The 16,671-nt window shown below is 44.7% G+C and carries 14 protein-coding genes; 7 read left to right on the forward strand and 7 right to left on the reverse strand.

All coding sequences use genetic code 11. The features are described from left to right. Positions 1 to 395: 395 nt before the first annotated feature. The 4 genes from pepN to SPEA_RS22630 all read right to left on the reverse strand — a co-directional run bounded on the left by pepN (position 396) and on the right by SPEA_RS22630 (position 5,755). Positions 396 to 3,065, reverse strand: a complete 2,670-nt coding sequence (pepN, locus tag SPEA_RS04325; RefSeq protein ID WP_012154084.1) for an aminopeptidase N — start codon at positions 3,063 to 3,065, stop codon at positions 396 to 398. 218 nt (positions 3,066 to 3,283) lie between these two features. Continuing rightward, entirely contained in the window at positions 3,284 to 3,877 is a 594-nt protein-coding gene (lpoB, locus tag SPEA_RS04330) for a penicillin-binding protein activator LpoB (RefSeq protein ID WP_190272095.1), read from the reverse strand. Between the two features lie 23 nt (positions 3,878 to 3,900). After that, on the reverse strand, positions 3,901 to 5,268 hold the full coding sequence (locus SPEA_RS04335; RefSeq protein ID WP_012154086.1) for a COG3014 family protein: 1,368 nt from the start codon (positions 5,266 to 5,268) through the stop codon (positions 3,901 to 3,903). Between the two features lie 274 nt (positions 5,269 to 5,542). Further along, positions 5,543 to 5,755 carry a SlyX family protein gene (locus tag SPEA_RS22630; protein ID WP_012154087.1) on the reverse strand — a complete coding sequence of 71 codons (213 nt, stop codon included), beginning with the start codon at positions 5,753 to 5,755 and terminating at the stop codon, positions 5,543 to 5,545. 451 nt (positions 5,756 to 6,206) lie between these two features. Between SPEA_RS22630 and fkpA the strand changes: the two genes are divergently transcribed. Then, a complete protein-coding gene (fkpA, locus tag SPEA_RS04345; protein WP_012154088.1) occupies positions 6,207 to 6,974 on the forward strand; it encodes an FKBP-type peptidyl-prolyl cis-trans isomerase in 768 nt (255 codons plus the stop codon). Positions 6,975 to 7,238: 264 nt separating this feature from the next. Continuing rightward, the gene (locus SPEA_RS04350; RefSeq protein ID WP_012154089.1) at positions 7,239 to 7,610 is read left to right on the forward strand and encodes a YacL family protein; all 372 of its coding nucleotides are present in this window, start codon (positions 7,239 to 7,241) and stop codon (positions 7,608 to 7,610) included. An 81-nt stretch (positions 7,611 to 7,691) separates the two neighbouring features. Here the strand turns inward: SPEA_RS04350 and SPEA_RS04355 are convergent, their stop codons facing one another. Together SPEA_RS04355 and narQ are read right to left on the reverse strand one after the other, a co-directional pair. Then, entirely contained in the window at positions 7,692 to 8,321 is a 630-nt protein-coding gene (locus SPEA_RS04355) for a response regulator (protein WP_012154090.1), read from the reverse strand. Between the two features lie 91 nt (positions 8,322 to 8,412). After that, positions 8,413 to 10,125, reverse strand: a complete 1,713-nt coding sequence (gene narQ, locus SPEA_RS04360; protein ID WP_012154091.1) for a nitrate/nitrite two-component system sensor histidine kinase NarQ — start codon at positions 10,123 to 10,125, stop codon at positions 8,413 to 8,415. A 242-nt stretch (positions 10,126 to 10,367) separates the two neighbouring features. On the opposite strand from narQ, the gene nrfA reads away from it, so the two are divergent. Beyond that, positions 10,368 to 11,771, forward strand: a complete 1,404-nt coding sequence (nrfA, locus tag SPEA_RS04365) for an ammonia-forming nitrite reductase cytochrome c552 subunit (RefSeq protein WP_012154092.1) — start codon at positions 10,368 to 10,370, stop codon at positions 11,769 to 11,771. Between the two features lie 569 nt (positions 11,772 to 12,340). Here the strand turns inward: nrfA and SPEA_RS04370 are convergent. Further along, positions 12,341 to 12,883, reverse strand: coding sequence for an isochorismatase family protein (locus SPEA_RS04370; RefSeq protein ID WP_012154093.1), 543 nt, complete (start codon positions 12,881 to 12,883; stop codon positions 12,341 to 12,343). 258 nt (positions 12,884 to 13,141) lie between these two features. Between SPEA_RS04370 and SPEA_RS04375 the strand changes: the two genes are divergently transcribed. The 4 genes from SPEA_RS04375 to SPEA_RS04390 all read left to right on the forward strand — a co-directional run bounded on the left by SPEA_RS04375 (position 13,142) and on the right by SPEA_RS04390 (position 16,658). After that, positions 13,142 to 13,480, forward strand: a complete 339-nt coding sequence (locus SPEA_RS04375) for a P-II family nitrogen regulator (protein WP_012154094.1) — start codon at positions 13,142 to 13,144, stop codon at positions 13,478 to 13,480. 12 nt (positions 13,481 to 13,492) lie between these two features. Continuing rightward, positions 13,493 to 14,743 carry an ammonium transporter AmtB gene (locus tag SPEA_RS04380; RefSeq protein WP_012154095.1) on the forward strand — a complete coding sequence of 417 codons (1,251 nt, stop codon included), beginning with the start codon at positions 13,493 to 13,495 and terminating at the stop codon, positions 14,741 to 14,743. A 284-nt stretch (positions 14,744 to 15,027) separates the two neighbouring features. Next, positions 15,028 to 15,363, forward strand: coding sequence for a hypothetical protein (locus tag SPEA_RS04385; RefSeq protein WP_012154096.1), 336 nt, complete (start codon positions 15,028 to 15,030; stop codon positions 15,361 to 15,363). A 119-nt stretch (positions 15,364 to 15,482) separates the two neighbouring features. Next, positions 15,483 to 16,658 carry a tetratricopeptide repeat protein gene (locus SPEA_RS04390; RefSeq protein WP_041410841.1) on the forward strand — a complete coding sequence of 392 codons (1,176 nt, stop codon included), beginning with the start codon at positions 15,483 to 15,485 and terminating at the stop codon, positions 16,656 to 16,658. The last annotated feature ends 13 nt before the right edge of the window (positions 16,659 to 16,671 follow it).

Raw genomic sequence — 16,671 nt, forward strand, 5'->3', positions numbered from 1 at the left:
TATAGCGGCAAAAGCGGAAAAGCAGGTTCTAGGAAGAGCAAAGACGGGGAGGGCTGAGACGGTAACAGCGAACGCCCTGCGGTCTAGGGAACGTGACTGTGTCACTTACGGAACACTGTGCTTACGGAAAAGATAGTAAAAGCAGGAAGCAAAGAAGTGGACATTAGGATGCTTTGCTTTTTGCTTTTCCTAGAACCTAGAACCTAGAACCTAGAATCTAGAATCTAGGTTCTAGGACGCTGCGCGGCTAGAGCGGACTCCGTCCTGCTATAAGATCAAAAGAGGGCATTGATTTAGGCTTTTGCTTTTCCGGCTCTTACCGTCTTAGCACTTTCCTAGAACCTAGAACCTAGGACCTAGAACCTAGGACCTTCTCTTAAACCTTCTAATTCGTGCTAATGCTTCATCTTAGATTTGATCAATAAGCACTTTTGTTCGTGTTGCACAGCCTCTTTGAGGGCGCGTAGGCTAGGCTCTGACAGTGTTGTTGCTAATAGTGCGGTTGCTGATTGAGGTGCTGCGCTGGAATCAATTAGGCGTTGTAATCGACTGGCGTTGGCATAACTGCATTCAGTTGGGATCAGTGTCTTGTTATAGCTGCGCATAAATACGGGATCATGTGTTTTGCCCATCTGTGCCAGTGTATCGAGGCGTTGCTCGGCCGTTGCGGCGCTCAGTAGCTTCTGCTCGCTTGGATAAAGATTTTCCATCACGGTACGCAGCTTGGCAAAAGGCAGGTTTGTGGGTTGCTGAATTCGGTTTAACCACTGGCGTTTTTTTGCAGCTTCGGGGAGAATGACCTCTGCGGCTAATGCCGATTTTTGTCCGCTATCAGATTTATCGGCTGCGCGCTCTTTGTTAAGCCAGTAGCGACCATTGCGGTGATCATAGCGGTTAAGGTGAATGCTCATCTTCCAACGAAGATCTTGGTCGATTTCAATGCCTTTAATGCTGGAGGTTTGTTTGAGTAGGGCATCCATATGCTCTAAGGCATCACGGCTGCGGCCAAACTCGATATAAATTGCAAACCAGCGACGCTGAATATCACGGTTAGCTTTATTGACCATCACCTTTCTAAGGCTCATCTGCTCAATCGCCCTTATCGCTTGCTTGGCGTAGCGTTGATTACTCGGATCCATTTTGTCCAAGTAAACCCTTGTACTCGATAGGCTGGTTAACACTTGATCTAAGATAGTGAGGTCGCGCTCGCCGGGTAAATTGATAAGCACAGTACCTATGTAATCATTTAACGTTAAACTGCCATTTTCAACGCTGTCCCACAGGCTTTGCCACAACATGGATCGAAGTAGTGGGTCGTCAACAGATGCCAAGTTCGCTTGAGCGGCTTTAAATGAGACTGGATCTAGGCTGACCTTTACAAAACCCCAATCTTGATAATTAGGATAGACAAGAGCTGGACAGTGCAGGCCGATAACTTGCTTAACTTCTGTCTTTTCGCCGCTATAGGTAACGGGCACGCTGATGTTGTGGTGCAAACGGTTTCGGCCTTGGGTAAATAAGCCTAACAGTACTTTTTGCTCCCTAAGGGTTGGTAAGGCACTACTTGGCGCCGTTTGTTTGAGGCTGAAGCTGCTTATCCTGCCATTGCTGCAGCTAAACTCTGCTTCTAGGGTGTTAACTCCAGCTTTATACAGCCAGTCTTGGCTCCATTGGCTTAGGTCCCGCTTGGCGGCCTGCTCTAGACTGGTGATAAAGTCTTTTAGCTCGGCGTTTTGGTAACTGTACTGAGTCAGGTAGTTGTGCACCCCTTGTTGAAATGTTTTCTCGCCAATAAGGTAGCTTAGTTGCTTCAGTGTCGATGCGCCCTTGGAGTAGGTGATGGCGTCGATATTATCGAAGGCGTTTTGGCTGCTGGCGACAGCCACCTCGATAGGGTGAGTACTGGCTAAACTGTCTTGTTGATAAGCCGCTTGTTTGTTCTTGGCATAAAAACTACGCCAAGCATGGCTAAACTCTTCAATCTGGCTGGTGGCCATAGTTCCCATAAATGAAGCGAAGCTCTCGTTTAACCATAGGCCGTTCCACCATTTCATGGTGACGAGATTGCCAAACCATTGGTGCGCCATCTCATGCATGATAACACTGGCTAGGCGTTGCTTTTCGGTTGTCGTCATCTTGCTATTGGATAGAAAGCGGCTCTCACTGAAGGTGACTGCTGCGGCGTTCTCCATGGCGCCATAGAGAAAGTCCGGTACTAAGACTTGGTCGTACTTATTAAATGGGTAGGGGATACCAAAGTAGTTATCAAAGAAAGTTAATCCCTGCTGAGTATAGTTAAACCAGTCTTGCTCATCGACCTGCTTAGCAACAGATTGGCGCGCAAATAAACGTAATGGATACTTACCTGAGTTATCCGTCCACTCATGGTATGGGCCGGCATGCATCGAGAAGTTATAGGGGCTGAGCTTAGGTGACTCGGGGAATATCCAGCGGCGCTGTTCGCCTTGAGCGCTAACAGAAGTCTCTCTCATAGCGCTGATCACCGTCCACTCTTTAGGTGCGGTTACCGATAGTGTGTAGCTCGCCTTAAGATCGGGCTGATCGAACACGGCAAACATCTGCTGCGCTGCTGCGGGCTTAAAATGAGAGTAGAGGTAGACCTTATTATCGACGGGGTCTTTGAAGCGATGTAGGCCCTCGCCATTGCTGCTATAGTCGCGTGTAAACTGCACCTCGATAGTATTGCTACCGCTGATTAATAACCGCGGGTTGAGCTGGATGTAGCTGTTGTTGTAGTTAGGATAGACCTTTTTGCCATTGAGGGTAAAACTGCTAATTCTAGCCTGGTTGAGATCTAAACTCAGCGGTTGAGTGGTGTCACTGAGCTCAAAGCTGACTTTGCTAACGGCGCTAAAGTGCTGCTCGGTTAAGGTGAAGTCCAGATCGTATTTTACTTCAGAGATCCGCTCGGCACGCGCAGCAGCCACTTGCTGGCTAATATAGGGAGTGGCATCACGCTCTATATTCACTTGGTTACCGCTGGCATTGGCGGCAATCAAAGAGCAAAACACAGCGGCGGTAAAGCCTATAAACGGCAACTTCAAAACAGCATCCTTAATATTAAACCTAATGGACTTTAGCCCTTATTATTTTCTAAACTTGTGTCTGCCTTTTGAGGCGAAATCGTCACGATTCGCGAGCAGAAAGGCCATAAGTTACCTTATTTCGAGTGGCTGAAGAAGCATTAAAACGCTCAATTTTAGCCAATAAAAAAGCCAGCAACTTGCTGGCTTTTTTATTGGAGGGTAAATCCGTTACACAATTATAGGCCTAAGAAAGACTTAGACTTAACCTTGCGGATCTCTTTCTCATCAGACCATTCGATTAGGCCTGTTTCAAGATCCATTAAACGCATGGTCATCTTGTAGTAAACGTCTTTAGTGCTGCCATCTTGCTTAACGATGCTAGACAGGTTGCCGTATAGCATGAACTGGGCACCAATTTGACGACCGAAGTTAATTGCAGTCGATGGATCAACCATGCCTGAGTTGTTCTGGTAATCTAGCTGCTTACGAACTGAATCCACTTTGGTCATATCGATAAAGCGGAATTTACCTGAGCGTAGTAGCTTGTTGCTGATTGAATCGGTAACTGATTCTGTATCGATATGCTCAGAGGTTTTGTTCTTGATCTTATCGACAAAAATAATTGGGCGGTCATTGGCTGTCATCGCCACAACGGGTGGGAAGGTCAGCATGCTGTCGACCATCTTAGCGGCTATAGCTTGAAGATCGGTTGAGCCGAAGTTCTCGTTAACGGTTTCCACTTCTGTGGCATCACCGTATTCAACTTTTGATTGGCAGGCAGATAAACCGATAACTGCTGCAAGAATAAAAATGACTTTAAATTGTTTCATAGTAAGTTCCATACAAGTGATTGCTAAATGATTATTGAATAAAAACGGGTGTAATTACCAGTGTCAATTACCCAGACTAAGGTTGTACGTCCGCTTTTTACTTCAATGGGATCGGCTGGATTGTTGTCTAGCATGAGTGAATAATGCCCAGGTTTTACATATGAGCGAGCGAGCTGTGCCTGTTCAGGCAAGGTTAACCAGCTGCGTCTATCGGCTTGCTCGCTGACCACGTTAAAGATCTGCATGGCTATAGAGGCGTAATCTATGTCATTGTTACGTTTCTTGGTGTCACTCTCGACGCTGCGTGCCATTTCAGATTTTGCATAGATCCGCGCGGCTTGTCTAACGAGCGCCGCAGGAAGCTCTTCTTTGAGGGCGGTAATGGCTAAGGCATCGATATTGGCTAGGGGGGCGGTTTTTAGTACAGTACCTAAGCCTTGAATTTGTGCCTGTTTGACGGGCTGTCTATTAGGGTAATAGGTTGCTAATGAAGCCGTTTGCCAATTGCCGTGAATGGTAAAAGGTACGGTGAAACTCTGTTTCTCTGGTACAAAGCCGCGCTCAAGCATAACGATGACTTGGCCATCGCCTTTCTTTGGCAATACTGCATCGCCCCAGCGCCGCTTAAACTCATCGTACTGCGGCATAGAAAGCTGCTTTGCGAGTCTGACTAGATCTTGCTGCAGATAGGGATTATTAGGGGTGATCTGTGCGGCCTTGCGATAATCGATAAAGGCGTCGTTAGGCTCGCCTAAAATCTCGTGCAACATCCCGGTAGTGTAGTAGCTATAGGCGTTCAAAAAGGAGCTGGTGGTTGTGCCCGCTGCCTTACTAAGCTTATTCATCTCGGCGTCTATGGTGCCGTTTGCCATGGCTTGTACTGATTTATTGGATTTTTGATATCGCGCTTGTTCTTGGCTTTGTAACTCATTACTACGGCGCACTTCCACTAATGCACCTTGGGCGTCGCCAGCGAACAGATAGTTAAGAGCCTGATACTGATGCAGCATGATGCGCTCATAACCTGGGCCGCGATAGGGGATAACGTTATCGTTGACGAAAAGGCTACTGGCAGTGGCGCCTGCGTCGCTTAGGCTAAGCTTGGCCTTGTCATCGAATGCGACATAGGCAGATACTGCTTGCTGATAGTATTGTTTACTGGCTTCGAAGTTACCGGCAATCTGTGCACTTCTCCCAGCCTCTTGTGCGTAGAGTAAGCCATCGGCTCCATCAATTTTTGATTCAACAATGTTTGCTGCATTTTGTGGGGTCGGAGAATTTAGCTGAGCCTTAACGGGGGAAATTTGAGACGGGTAATTAATAAAGATACTGTTAAACGCGCAGCCACTAAGGCTAAGCATCATAGTTGCTAGCAGTAGTAAGCTTCTCATTTGTGGATCTCATTTTGCATTAGTAGCATTGCCTTCCTTTAAACTGACGTTGTCTGGCTAATGAACTCTGAACAACATTGGATTTGTTGGACGACTTTATTCAGTTATAAATGACCTAATAAAAACATACAATATTTCAGTACGATATCAAGGCTTTTATAGCGAACCTAAGCTGAACATAAGATGAATACCCTAATCCGATGCTTAAAAAGTACAGGCAATGTTGTACTCTTTTTGCTCGGTTAAATCTACTCATCTTAAGTGGCTTGAACCATTAATAGTGGGGAGGAGGTGTTTCTTCTGACTGGCTTGCCATATTGCTAGGTTCAACAGCATGTAACTTGCTGAGAAGGATGCGTAGTTGATCCTGCTGTGATGCAAGCAAGTTATTAAGTTTAATTACCTGGGTGTTGAGCTCTTCAATAGTGCCATCTTGAAAGGCAATCTTCATTTCTAGCTCTTCGACTCGATTTTCTAAATTATCCAAATTAACCTCGATGGATAGGGGGCTTCACTTTCTCTGCGACTCATTGTAACAGGCACCAGAGATGTTATGGTTATGCAGAGTATACAACGCCTGCCTATCTATATGGAAACTTGGTTTATAAAACAATGGTGGCAAAAACTTAACCTGATATCTGAATGAAAGCTGACGAAAGAGCTAACTGAATGATGTTGTGAATGAACTCGATCTAATTTCTGCTGTCTTTAAGATGACGATTAAGATAATCATTGCTAAGTTAATGGCTATAAACCGCTATATTTGTCGAGACAAGTGTAGATAATAGACTCATATTCAATTGAAGAAGGTTGGGTATTATTAAGCGAGTCGCTTTTAACCGATCTGATTGGAATAACCAATTTAACTAGTATAGAGTGGTTCGCCTAAATAAAAATAAAGGTTAGTTTAACCACGTGTAAATGCTGAGGAAGCTTTAATGAAATCGATTTATAAATATTCACTAGTGGCTTTGGCCGTAGTTGGTCTTACGGCGTGTAACCAAGAGCAAGCCGTTGCTGTCGACGCCCCTGTAGAATTAAAAACTGAAGCACAAAAAGAAGCTTACAGCGTGGGCGCATCAATCGGTACTTATATGGCAGGCCATATTAAGGAACAAGAAGAGCTTGGTCTTAACGTTGATAGAAGCTTGATTGTGACGGGTTTCAGCGAAGGCCTAAACAGTGAGCTAAAACTGACTCAAGAAGAGATGCAAACAATTTTGCAAACTCTTGACGAGAAGCTAAATGAAAAGCGTCAGGCACAGGCTTTAGCATTGGCAGAGAAGAGCCTAGCCGAAAGTAAGGCTTTCCTAGAGACGAACAAGGCGAAAGAAGGCGTTGTGACTACAGACTCTGGCCTACAGTATGAAGTCATCACCGAAGGTACTGGTGAAAAGCCTGTGGCTGAAGACACAGTTAAAGTGCATTACGTTGGTACATTAACTGATGGTACTGAGTTTGATAGCTCAGTTGCACGTGGCGAGCCAGCGACTTTCCCACTAAATCGTGTTATTGCTGGTTGGACTGAAGGTGTTCAGTTGATGTCTGTTGGTTCTAAGTACAAGTTTGTTATCCCTGCAGATCTTGCTTATGGCGACCGTGACACTGGCACTATCCCTGCAAACTCGACGCTAGTATTTGAAGTCGAGCTGCTGGATATCCAAAAGGCTGAAGCGCCTACTGCAGATGCAGCGCACGCACATTAATCGATAATCATGGCTTCATCACTCTATACAGTGGTGCTAGCGAAGAGAATTGATAGCTTAAAAAAGGACGCATTCAGCGTCCTTTTTTGCGTTAGGTCATAAGCCTGCTTACTCAGAAGCTTCTGTATTAAAATTCCTATGTTCTGTTTTATTTCTAGCCTTAGCGGATACTTGTGACACTTTATCTTGTGCGAATTGGCGCAAGCATAGAGTTATTGGGTTAAAATGACTTTTAGAAGTGATATTTAATTTTTGAGTCCAATTATGGAATACGATTTTTTACGTAATACGATTACCGATACTGTGTTTGCCCGCTTTAGTATGGATCATGAGGCATTAGGTTTTTGGTTGTCAGAAGAGCTTGCCGATAATAGCGAACTTTATGTTGAGATCTGTCAGCAGATCGAGCGATTACAAAATGGCCAAGGTAATGAGTGGCGTTTGGTAGGCAAAGCGTTATCGCTTGAATTGGATAGTGAGCAAGCCCGGATCTTTGCCAATGACATCGAAGATAACGATGATCAAGAATTGGATGAATCTATGTCATTTTATGACGGTGAGTCAGAAGCCTTTTGCGGATTAGAAGACTTTTATGAGGTGATTGTGAACTGGCGTCGTTTCTTAGATGAAAATTGATTGCCGATCCTCAGATTTATTTCTGTCCAAATAGGTACAAAAAAAGCAGCCATTGGCTGCTTTTTTGTTTGAAAAGGTGCGTTACTGATTTAGGTAGCGAACGGCCATCTCTGTACGCGACTTTGCATTGGCTTTACGCAATAAGTTTTTCACATGCACTTTAACTGTGCCTTCACTAATGTGCAGCTGCTCAGCGACGATACGATTACTCTGACCTTCGGCAAGGTGCTGCAGAATTTCGAGCTCTCTAGGGGTGAGGTTTTCGAGCCACTCTTGTTCGTTAACCGAGCTATTGAGTTCTGACAAATACTCTTGCACGGTATCGCTGATCACCCTGTGGCCCAACATGGCATTTTTGAGCATCTCAAGCAGTAGATCTGGCTCAGTATCTTTAAGTAGGTAGCCATCGGCACCGGCTCGGACTAAGCGGATCACGTCTTGCTTAGCATCAGATACCGTTAAGATCACTATACGAGAAGTGACCCCTTCCTGCCTGAGCGCATTGAGGGTGTCTAAACCCGTCATTCCCTTCATGTTGAGATCGAGCAGTATGATATCAGGTTCGTTATCAGTAACGGCTGACAGCGCATCTAACCCACTGCCTGCTTCTCCAAATAAGGTGAAATCAGAATCAGAGGTAACAAGCTGACAGATCCCACGGCGTAGCAGTGGGTGATCATCAATAACTAGAACTGAATAGGGCTTTCCCATTTTAAGGCCTCCTGCTGAGGTATATTCGTCAAAGTAATAACGCAAAAATCCATTAACCGCCCTCAAAAATCAGCAGCATAGAAGTTGAAATCTATTCGCTTGGCTCCTGTTGAGGAGGGAAGGTAAGGGTCACAGTCGCCCCTCCTTTTTTATTCTGGCTAAATTCTACCACACCCGAGAGGCGGCTGGCGCGTTCATGCATAATTCCTAGACCAAAATGTTGATCCCTTTCTTTTAACTCCTCGATACCAATGCCGTCATCACTGATACTGAACACCACCTTTTCCCTCGATACCTTCTGGCAGCTAATATGGATATGTTTGGCGTTGGCATGTTTTATTGCGTTTAAGGTGGCTTCACGAGTGAGCTGTAAAATATGAATATGTTGATGAGCACCTAATAGCTGCGAAGGTAATTTGTAATCCAAGCTAATAATGGCATCTGACTGACCACGTAGCTGCTCTATCATGGCCTCTATCGCATGGCCTAGGTTTGGGTCTTTGATGGTGAGCCTGAAAGTAGATAATAACTCTCGTAGCTGCACGTAGGCGGTATTAACACCTTCATTAATTTCTTGTAACTGCTCTGCTGCCCTAGGGCTCTTTGAGGTCTTATCTAACTCTTTAGAGAGTAGATTAACTTGGATCTTTAGGAAAGAAAGTAGCTGCCCAAGGGAGTCATGTAGCTCTCTGGCAATCACGCCACGCTCTTCCATAAGGGCGAGTTGCTGACGCTGCTCACCTGCATTATAGATCACCATAGAGCGGGCAAGCATGATGGCAAAGTTATTAAACAGCTGGAAAGAGAAGGGCTTAGAGGAGAGTACTTCTAAGTAACCTAAGTTGTTGTCCTCAAATTGTAATGGGAATTGTTGGGTGTTTTCACCATTGTGCGGCCAATCACCATCGTTGTCTGTGCTGATGATGTCGACAACCTCACCATCTTGAACCATGACCAGGCGTAAATGGGCCTCACTCTGGTGGGTTTGAAGCTGGTTGAGCGCTAGGGTCAAGCTATTAGAGTCGAGTTTGCTGGAATGTAACATCACTAGGCTATCGTAGAGTAAGGTCAATTCGTTGTTAGCACGGGTCAAGGCGATGGTTTTTTCCTGTACCTGTTCCTCAAGCCCTTGGTAAACACCAGCCAGCTTTTTCACTGTAGAGTCCAAAGCACTGCTTAATGCACTTAATTCTAGGTACTCTGTTTTAGGCATCTCTACATTAAAGTTACCTTGTGAAATTGTATCTGCAGCCTGCATCAATTGTTGCAGCGGTTTAACAACCTTGCGTTTTGCGAGTCTTACAGTAAAGAAAGCAATTAACAGCATTAATGCTAATCCTGTTATTTGACTTACGGCTAAAAACCTCAGTTTTAGGGCTGCATATTGTTCTGTTTCGAGCACGAAAAGATCGATTGTATCGACAAAATCTTTTAGCGCCGCAGCATATAATCGGGAATTTTCAGATTCTATGTAGTAGCGCATGACCTGCCATTTATCGATAACGCTCAAATACTTCTCTTTTAAATCCAGAGGAGTATACCAACCCATTGATTGCTTAAGTGCTTGAGAGTGCAGTGTATTTTCGAACTCTTTAATTTTGTCGTTGGCGCCTTCACTGCCTGAGTTTGCATAAAACATCAGTCGGTAACTTTGCATACGTAGCGAACCTGAGGCGTTAATGGCCCTGGCATCACCTAGGCTATAAGACAAATTGATGATGGCGAAAATAGCTAGGCCACTCGACAATAGAATGAGTGTGAGCATGAAGCCCCAAATTGCCGAAGTGAGTCTGCCTTTTTTCATAAAAAATCTCGTTATTAGAATTTATGTATTACTAATTTATAACTACTTAATATTAGTGGATACTTGATTACATTAACAAATGCGCAAAAGTGTGAGCAACAACACGTTCACAATTTGATCTACCGCAAGCTTTAGGGTGGATACCTCATAGGAGGTATGTCTTTGTTGCGTATAAGTGATTAAATTCAACCTTGAAATAGGTGGGACTATACAAAAGAATATAAAAGTAACATGGAGATGAGATGGTGAAAACATTAACTAAAAAGTCTTTTGCACTCAGTGCAATCGTAGCTGCAAGTTTAATGGCTGGTAGCGCACTAGCCAGTGATAAAACTGAACCTCGTAACGAAGTTTATAAAGATAAGTTTTCAAAGCAGTATAACAGCTGGCATGAAACTTCTGAAAGTGTAGAGATCATTGATGCACTTGAGCAAGATCCAAATCTAGTTATTCTTTGGGCCGGTTATGGTTTTGCTAAAGATTATAACAAGGCTCGTGGTCATGTTTATGCAGTAACGGATCTGCGTAATACGCTACGCTCTGGTGCTCCTAAGACTGCTGAAGATGGTCCAATGCCAATGGCATGTTGGTCTTGTAAGAGCCCTGATGTACCTCGTATGATCGAAGAGCAAGGTGAAGACGGTTACTTCAAAGGTAAGTGGGCTAAAGGCGGTGCAGAAATCGTTAACTCTATCGGTTGTTCTGACTGTCACGAAAAAGGTAAGTCTAAGCTACGTATCTCTCGTCCATTCGCTGAGCGCGGCATGGAAGCTCTTGGCACTCCATTCGATGAAGCTTCTCGTAAAGACAAGCAATCAATGGTTTGTGGTCAGTGTCACGTAGAGTACTACTTCGAAAAGACTGCTGATAAGAAAGGCTTCGTTAAGTTCCCATGGGACAAGGGCACAACTGTTGAAGATATGGAAGCATACTATGATGCTATCGATTTCGCAGATTGGACTCACGCCGTTTCTAAGACGCCAATGCTAAAAGCACAGCACCCAGGTTATGAAACTTGGCAGCTAGGTATGCACGGTAAGAACAATGTAAGTTGTACTGACTGTCACATGCCTAAAGTTAAGAATGCTGAAGGCCGTAAGTTTACCGACCACAAAGTGGGTAACCCATTCGATCGTTTCGAAGAAACTTGTGGTACTTGTCATGATCAAAGCAAAGAGTTCATGGTTAACCTAGATAACGAGCGTAAAGCTAAGGTTAAGCAGATCCAACTTCAAGCTGAAGATCAGTTAGTTAAAGCTCACTTCGAAGCTGGTGCAGCTTGGGAAGCTGGCGCAACTGAAGCTGAAATGGCACCAATCCTAATGGATATCCGTCATGGTCAATGGCGTTGGGATTATGCAATCGCTTCTCACGGTGTTGCATCTCACGCTCCAGATGAAGCGTTACGTGTACTAGGTACTGCGCTAAACAAAGCTGCTGATGCTCGCGTTAAGCTAGCTCAACTTCTTGCTAAGAAAGGTGTTAAGCAGCCTATCGCGCTTCCAGATATCTCTACTAAAGCTAAGGCTCAAGCTGCTCTAGGTATGGATATGAAGAAGATGAATGCTGATAAGGCTGAATTCAAGAAGACTATTCTACCTAAGTGGGATGCTGAAGCTGAAAAGCGTGAAGCTACTTACAAGTAAGTCTTACACTGCATAGTGTTTAATATTAAAAGCCCTCATTAGAGGGCTTTTTTATTTTCAGCCCTAAACCACCTACTTCAGTAGGGGCCGTTATCATCAATTAGGCTCTGCCTGAAGTACGTTCAATGGCATTGCGGAGTAAGGCAATGTTTAACGACTTATAAGCACGCCGACTTTTGTTTGAAGATAAAGTGTCCATGGAGGCGAGCTTAGCATCCATGCGATACACGGCTTATAAGTTCATTTAAACATAGCTTATTAACTCAAGTGATACGTGAGCTTTGCTAATAGTGCGGTACAAGCTTCTAAATCAGGACCACAAATGTTCCCTACATTAATTGGCATTTCCACCAATCCATGGCAGTCAGTGATTTAGCCCATGCTTTAAAGAAAGGCCTATAGGGATATATTTACGGCGTCTTGTTAACGCACGGTAGGAAAGCTCCCTTTTAAGGAGTCTGCTTTATAACAGATGGGCAAAGCCACCTTCTTTAGAAGGTGGATCTTTTACTGTTGCCATTTATCTAGTTTAAACAAAGTTACACTCCAATTTAATTGGCTTAGCTTGTCTATTTGATTAGCTTCAGTAGTGATTTAAAGCGCTCGCCCCTTGCCTGACGCTGTAACTCAAATAGCAGTGACTCCACATTGGTCTGTACCGCGCCACTTGCTTGTATCATTTCAATACCGCTGGTTTTATTGTCCTCTTCCCTCGAGGAAACTGCATCTATCACAAGGTGAACATGGTAGCCATTATCTAATAGCTCTCTACAGGTCTGGTAGACGCAGATATGGGTTTCGATTCCCGCAAGGATAATATGTTTCTGCTCAAGGCCTGTGAGTCTTGTCTGAAATTCATTAGCCTGCCAACCACTGAAGTGCTCCTTGGCAATGGGGGTTGTGGTCTTAGCTAGCTCTAGGGCTAACTCGTCACTGGTTGCGCCGAGTTTATCAGGGAGCTGCTCCAGCCAAAGGATAGGAACCTCAAATAATTGCGCCCCCTTAATCAGCTGCGCTAGTTTTCGATGCAGTTGCTCACTTTGGTGCATGATGCGTGCTAGTTGTCCCTGTACATCTACCACAACCAATACACACTCTTCTGGTTTTAGCATCTTTGCCTTCTTTAAATTTATAAGGGTGCATGCCAGTAAAACTGATCTAGCTGAGCGCGCCAATTGGAAATAAGTCTAAGGTGGTAATACTTACGCTTTATCTTTGTGCAGGCGTTGAATAATTGCACCTTGCTGGTGCATTTATATGCACGTAATTATGTCGTGATTCACTTATCTCCTTGAATTTGCGTGATTAGATATTCTGGCCTAATGCTTGAATTATGTTTTAGTAAATTGAAAAAGGAATTGGAGTGAGTCATGAAATTGGTTAGCGCGATCATTAAGCCATTTAAATTAGACGATGTACGAGAGGCTGTGGCTGGTGTCGGTATTGAAGGCATGACGGTGACAGAGGTGAAGGGCTTTGGACGTCAAAAAGGTCACACCGAGCTATATCGTGGCGCCGAGTATCAAGTGGATTTCTTACCTAAGGTAAAGCTTGAGATTGCAATTAAGGCTGACAGGTTAGAGATGCTACTTGAAGCGATAACTGGCGCGGCTCGAACCGGGAAGATAGGTGACGGTAAGATTTTTGTGACAGATCTTGAGCAAGCTATCCGGATCAGAACTGGCGAACATGATAACGACGCACTTTAAGGGGATAAGCGAATGGATGATTTAACCAAATTGGGATTGACGGTAACTGAGTTACGCTTCGCCCTAGATACGTTTTACTTTTTGATTTCAGGTGCACTCGTGATGTGGATGGCGGCGGGATTTGCCATGCTTGAGGCGGGCTTAGTGCGCTCGAAGAATACCACAGAGATCCTAACTAAAAATGTCTGCTTGTATTCGATAGCTTGTGTCATGTACCTGATTGTTGGCTATAACATTATGTATGTTGATAACGTCGAGGGAGGATGGTTTCCCTCATTTGGGTCCTTGATTGGTTCTCAGTCAGAAGGGGCCGACCATGCACTAGAATCTGACTTCTTCTTTCAGGTGGTATTTGTTGCCACGGCAATGTCTATCGTATCGGGCGCGGTGGCTGAGCGCATGAAACTGTGGGCCTTCTTAATTTTCTCAATCTTTATGACAGCGGTGATCTACCCGGTTGAAGGCTACTGGACTTGGGGCGGTGGTTTCTTGTCGACGGCTGGCTTCGTCGATTTTGCTGGTAGTGGTATTGTGCATATGGCTGGCGCAGCTGCAGCGATTTCAGGTGTGTTATTACTAGGTGCTCGTAGAGGTAAATACGGCGCTAATGGTCAAATTAATCCCATTCCAGGTTCAAACTTACCCATGGCAACATTAGGCATGTTTATCTTGTGGATGGGCTGGTTTGGTTTTAATGGCGGTTCTCAATTGCTGCTATCTGACGCCGAAAATGCTAGCGCGGTGGCTAAGATTTTTGTTAATACCAACTCTGCGGCGGCTTTCGGTGCGATTTCGGCATTAATAGTATGTCGACTCATCTGGGGCAAGGCGGACTTAACCATGATCTTAAACGGCGCATTAGCCGGTCTGGTGGCGATCACCGCCGATCCTTTATCGCCGTCACTAGCTATGGCTGGGGTGATTGGCTTGGCTGCTGGTGGTTTGGTGGTGTTCTCGATTGTGGCCTTCGATAGAATTAAGATTGATGATCCTGTTGGGGCTATCTCAGTCCATGGTGTGGCGGGTTTATTAGGCTTAATCTTGGTTCCAGTATCTAACAGCGAGGCTTCGTTTTTGACTCAGCTATATGGCGCGGCAGTGATTTTCGCTTGGGTGTTCTTCGCCTCGGCTGCAGTATGGATGGCACTTAAGCTGACCATGGGGATCCGTGTTACCGAGGAAGAAGAGTATAACGGCATGGATGCATCCGACTGCGGTATCGACGCATACCCTGAGTTTGTCTCTGTTAAGAGTGGCAGCTAGTCATCTCGCAGTTAGATTAATAAGTCAAATAGACTTGGGTAAGGCTATCTTGTGAAGCTGTTTAGCCCAAACATGACTCAAAACAATAGATTAAGACCCCAGTGAAAGCTGGGGTCTTTGCTTTAAAAGCTATAAACCACGAAGCACTTACTTCGTTTGTGGTTCATTGTTATCCTTCTAAGTCATTGCATGTTTATCGGAATTTAAGACTCTGCCTTTTCGTATTTAATACACAAGAGATTTAGGCTAAAGTAGATGCAATATTGCTCATTAATGGCTCATTTATGAAAGCGTTTAATTTTCTGAGTTGTCTACTGCTTACGGTACTAATACCACTTGCAACACTAACAACAAGTGTGAGTGCAGGGCAGGTCGTTGTGCGTAAGTCTAGTGAACCTTTCGATGCCTTTGCGGTGAGAGATGAGGTGCAAAGGCAGCATGAATGGCGTGAGGCGTTGCGTTTTCAGCAGCAACTTCAAATCTTACAGGCCTTGCCTTTAGGTTGTGTGCCTGTGGTCATGCCTTATCGTCACTTCTCTTGCCAAGGTTTATATTACCGCCCCTACCAGAACAAAGAGCTATTTATTCAAATCGATCCCCCAAGTATTGAGCTCCCATAGTCTAAGATAGATTAAGCTGAGGGCTCTCTAGAGGATTTACGTTCTGTAACGCATTTATACCTTCGATTGAACTCTCATGACGTATGCTTAATGCAGAGAATCTTTGCGTAGAGAGTGTGATGAAACGTTCAATTCTGCTACTAATTCTGCAACTAACCCTATGCACGCTGCTAGTGAGTGGCTGCGCAAGCCAGGGTCTTAAAACGTCTGATGACTTAACTGTTTATTTTCATGATGAGTACTTTAGCCCTGCTCAAGAACTACCTGATGCCGACACGCTATTTGAACTGCCCGAAGACGCGCTGAACTCGCTTCGAAGGGAGTTGACTCGTTCAAAGGGCTACCAACATCAATCTAAGGTTATGTTGCATGAGTGGTTAGCTAATTACATCAATGCGGCGGATGGCGGCTTTCGCTATGCCGATAACGTCACGCGAAGCGCGAGGGATACCTTCGATGATAGAGAGGGTAATTGTTTGTCATTAGTGGTATTAACGGCGGCTTTGGCAAAGGAGTTAGCAGTTAAGGTAGAGTTTCAAGAGATTGATATTCCGCCCGTGTGGGATAGGCAAGGTGGCTTCTATCTTGTTAATGGTCATATTAACCTTAAACTTCTGCCTCAAGATAAAGGCAATGTCTTCAATATCTCGACCCAATCGATTCAAATTGACTTCTTACCAGAACGAGCCATGCAGGGCTATCAAAAGCGTCGAGTGAGCAGAGCGATTGTCGTCTCCATGTTCTATAACAATATAGCGGCCGAAGCGCTTGTTGAAGGGAATTATGATCGCGCCTATGGGCTGTTAAAGCTTGCACTTAAGCAAGAGGAATTGTTTTTACCTGCGCTAAATACCTTAGCCGTCCTCTACCGATATAAAGGATTAGATCAGCAAGCTGAGGTTTTGTATAAATATGTATTGAGTGTGCAGCCTGAAGATATGAATGCCCTTAATAACTACGCCATCATGTTATCGGCACAAGATCGCTTAGATGAATGGAGTGATGTGCATAAGGTGATGGAGCTGGCACGTATTCGCAACCCTTATTACTACTACGGTATGGCACAGCAGGCTTACTTCGATAAAGAATATCAGGATGCACTCATCTGGTATAAGAGGGCAATTGCAAAAGCCGATTATCGCCACGAATTCTATTTTGGTCTGTCTCGTACTTATTGGGTCACCGGGGATCTAAGTCGCGCTGAGCAGAGTTTAGAGAAAGCGCTTAAGCTAACGACCGATGAACATAATAAACGCCGTTATCAGGCTAAACTACATGCCATGAGAAGTCATTAACGCCTTTTCCTCG

Origin of the sequence: Shewanella pealeana ATCC 700345 (assembly GCF_000018285.1) — a bacterium.
Taxonomy (GTDB): Bacteria; Pseudomonadota; Gammaproteobacteria; order Enterobacterales; family Shewanellaceae; genus Shewanella; species Shewanella pealeana.

Bases quoted from the DNA above. Each gene is read 5' to 3' on its own strand.
- fkpA (WP_012154088.1), top strand. From the start codon at position 6,207: ATGAAATCGATTTATAAATATTCACTAGTGGCTTTGGCCGTAGTTGGT.
- narQ (WP_012154091.1), bottom strand. From the start codon at position 10,125: ATGAAAAAAGGCAGACTCACTTCGGCAATTTGGGGCTTCATGCTCACA.
- SPEA_RS04370 (WP_012154093.1), bottom strand. From the start codon at position 12,883: ATGCTAAAACCAGAAGAGTGTGTATTGGTTGTGGTAGATGTACAGGGA.
- SPEA_RS04385 (WP_012154096.1), top strand. From the start codon at position 15,028: ATGAAAGCGTTTAATTTTCTGAGTTGTCTACTGCTTACGGTACTAATA.
- SPEA_RS04355 (WP_012154090.1), bottom strand. From the start codon at position 8,321: ATGGGAAAGCCCTATTCAGTTCTAGTTATTGATGATCACCCACTGCTA.
- nrfA (WP_012154092.1), top strand. From the start codon at position 10,368: ATGGTGAAAACATTAACTAAAAAGTCTTTTGCACTCAGTGCAATCGTA.
- SPEA_RS04350 (WP_012154089.1), top strand. From the start codon at position 7,239: ATGGAATACGATTTTTTACGTAATACGATTACCGATACTGTGTTTGCC.
- SPEA_RS04375 (WP_012154094.1), top strand. From the start codon at position 13,142: ATGAAATTGGTTAGCGCGATCATTAAGCCATTTAAATTAGACGATGTA.
- SPEA_RS04380 (WP_012154095.1), top strand. From the start codon at position 13,493: ATGGATGATTTAACCAAATTGGGATTGACGGTAACTGAGTTACGCTTC.
- SPEA_RS04335 (WP_012154086.1), bottom strand. From the start codon at position 5,268: ATGAGAAGCTTACTACTGCTAGCAACTATGATGCTTAGCCTTAGTGGC.
- SPEA_RS04390 (WP_041410841.1), top strand. From the start codon at position 15,483: ATGAAACGTTCAATTCTGCTACTAATTCTGCAACTAACCCTATGCACG.
- lpoB (WP_190272095.1), bottom strand. From the start codon at position 3,877: ATGAAACAATTTAAAGTCATTTTTATTCTTGCAGCAGTTATCGGTTTA.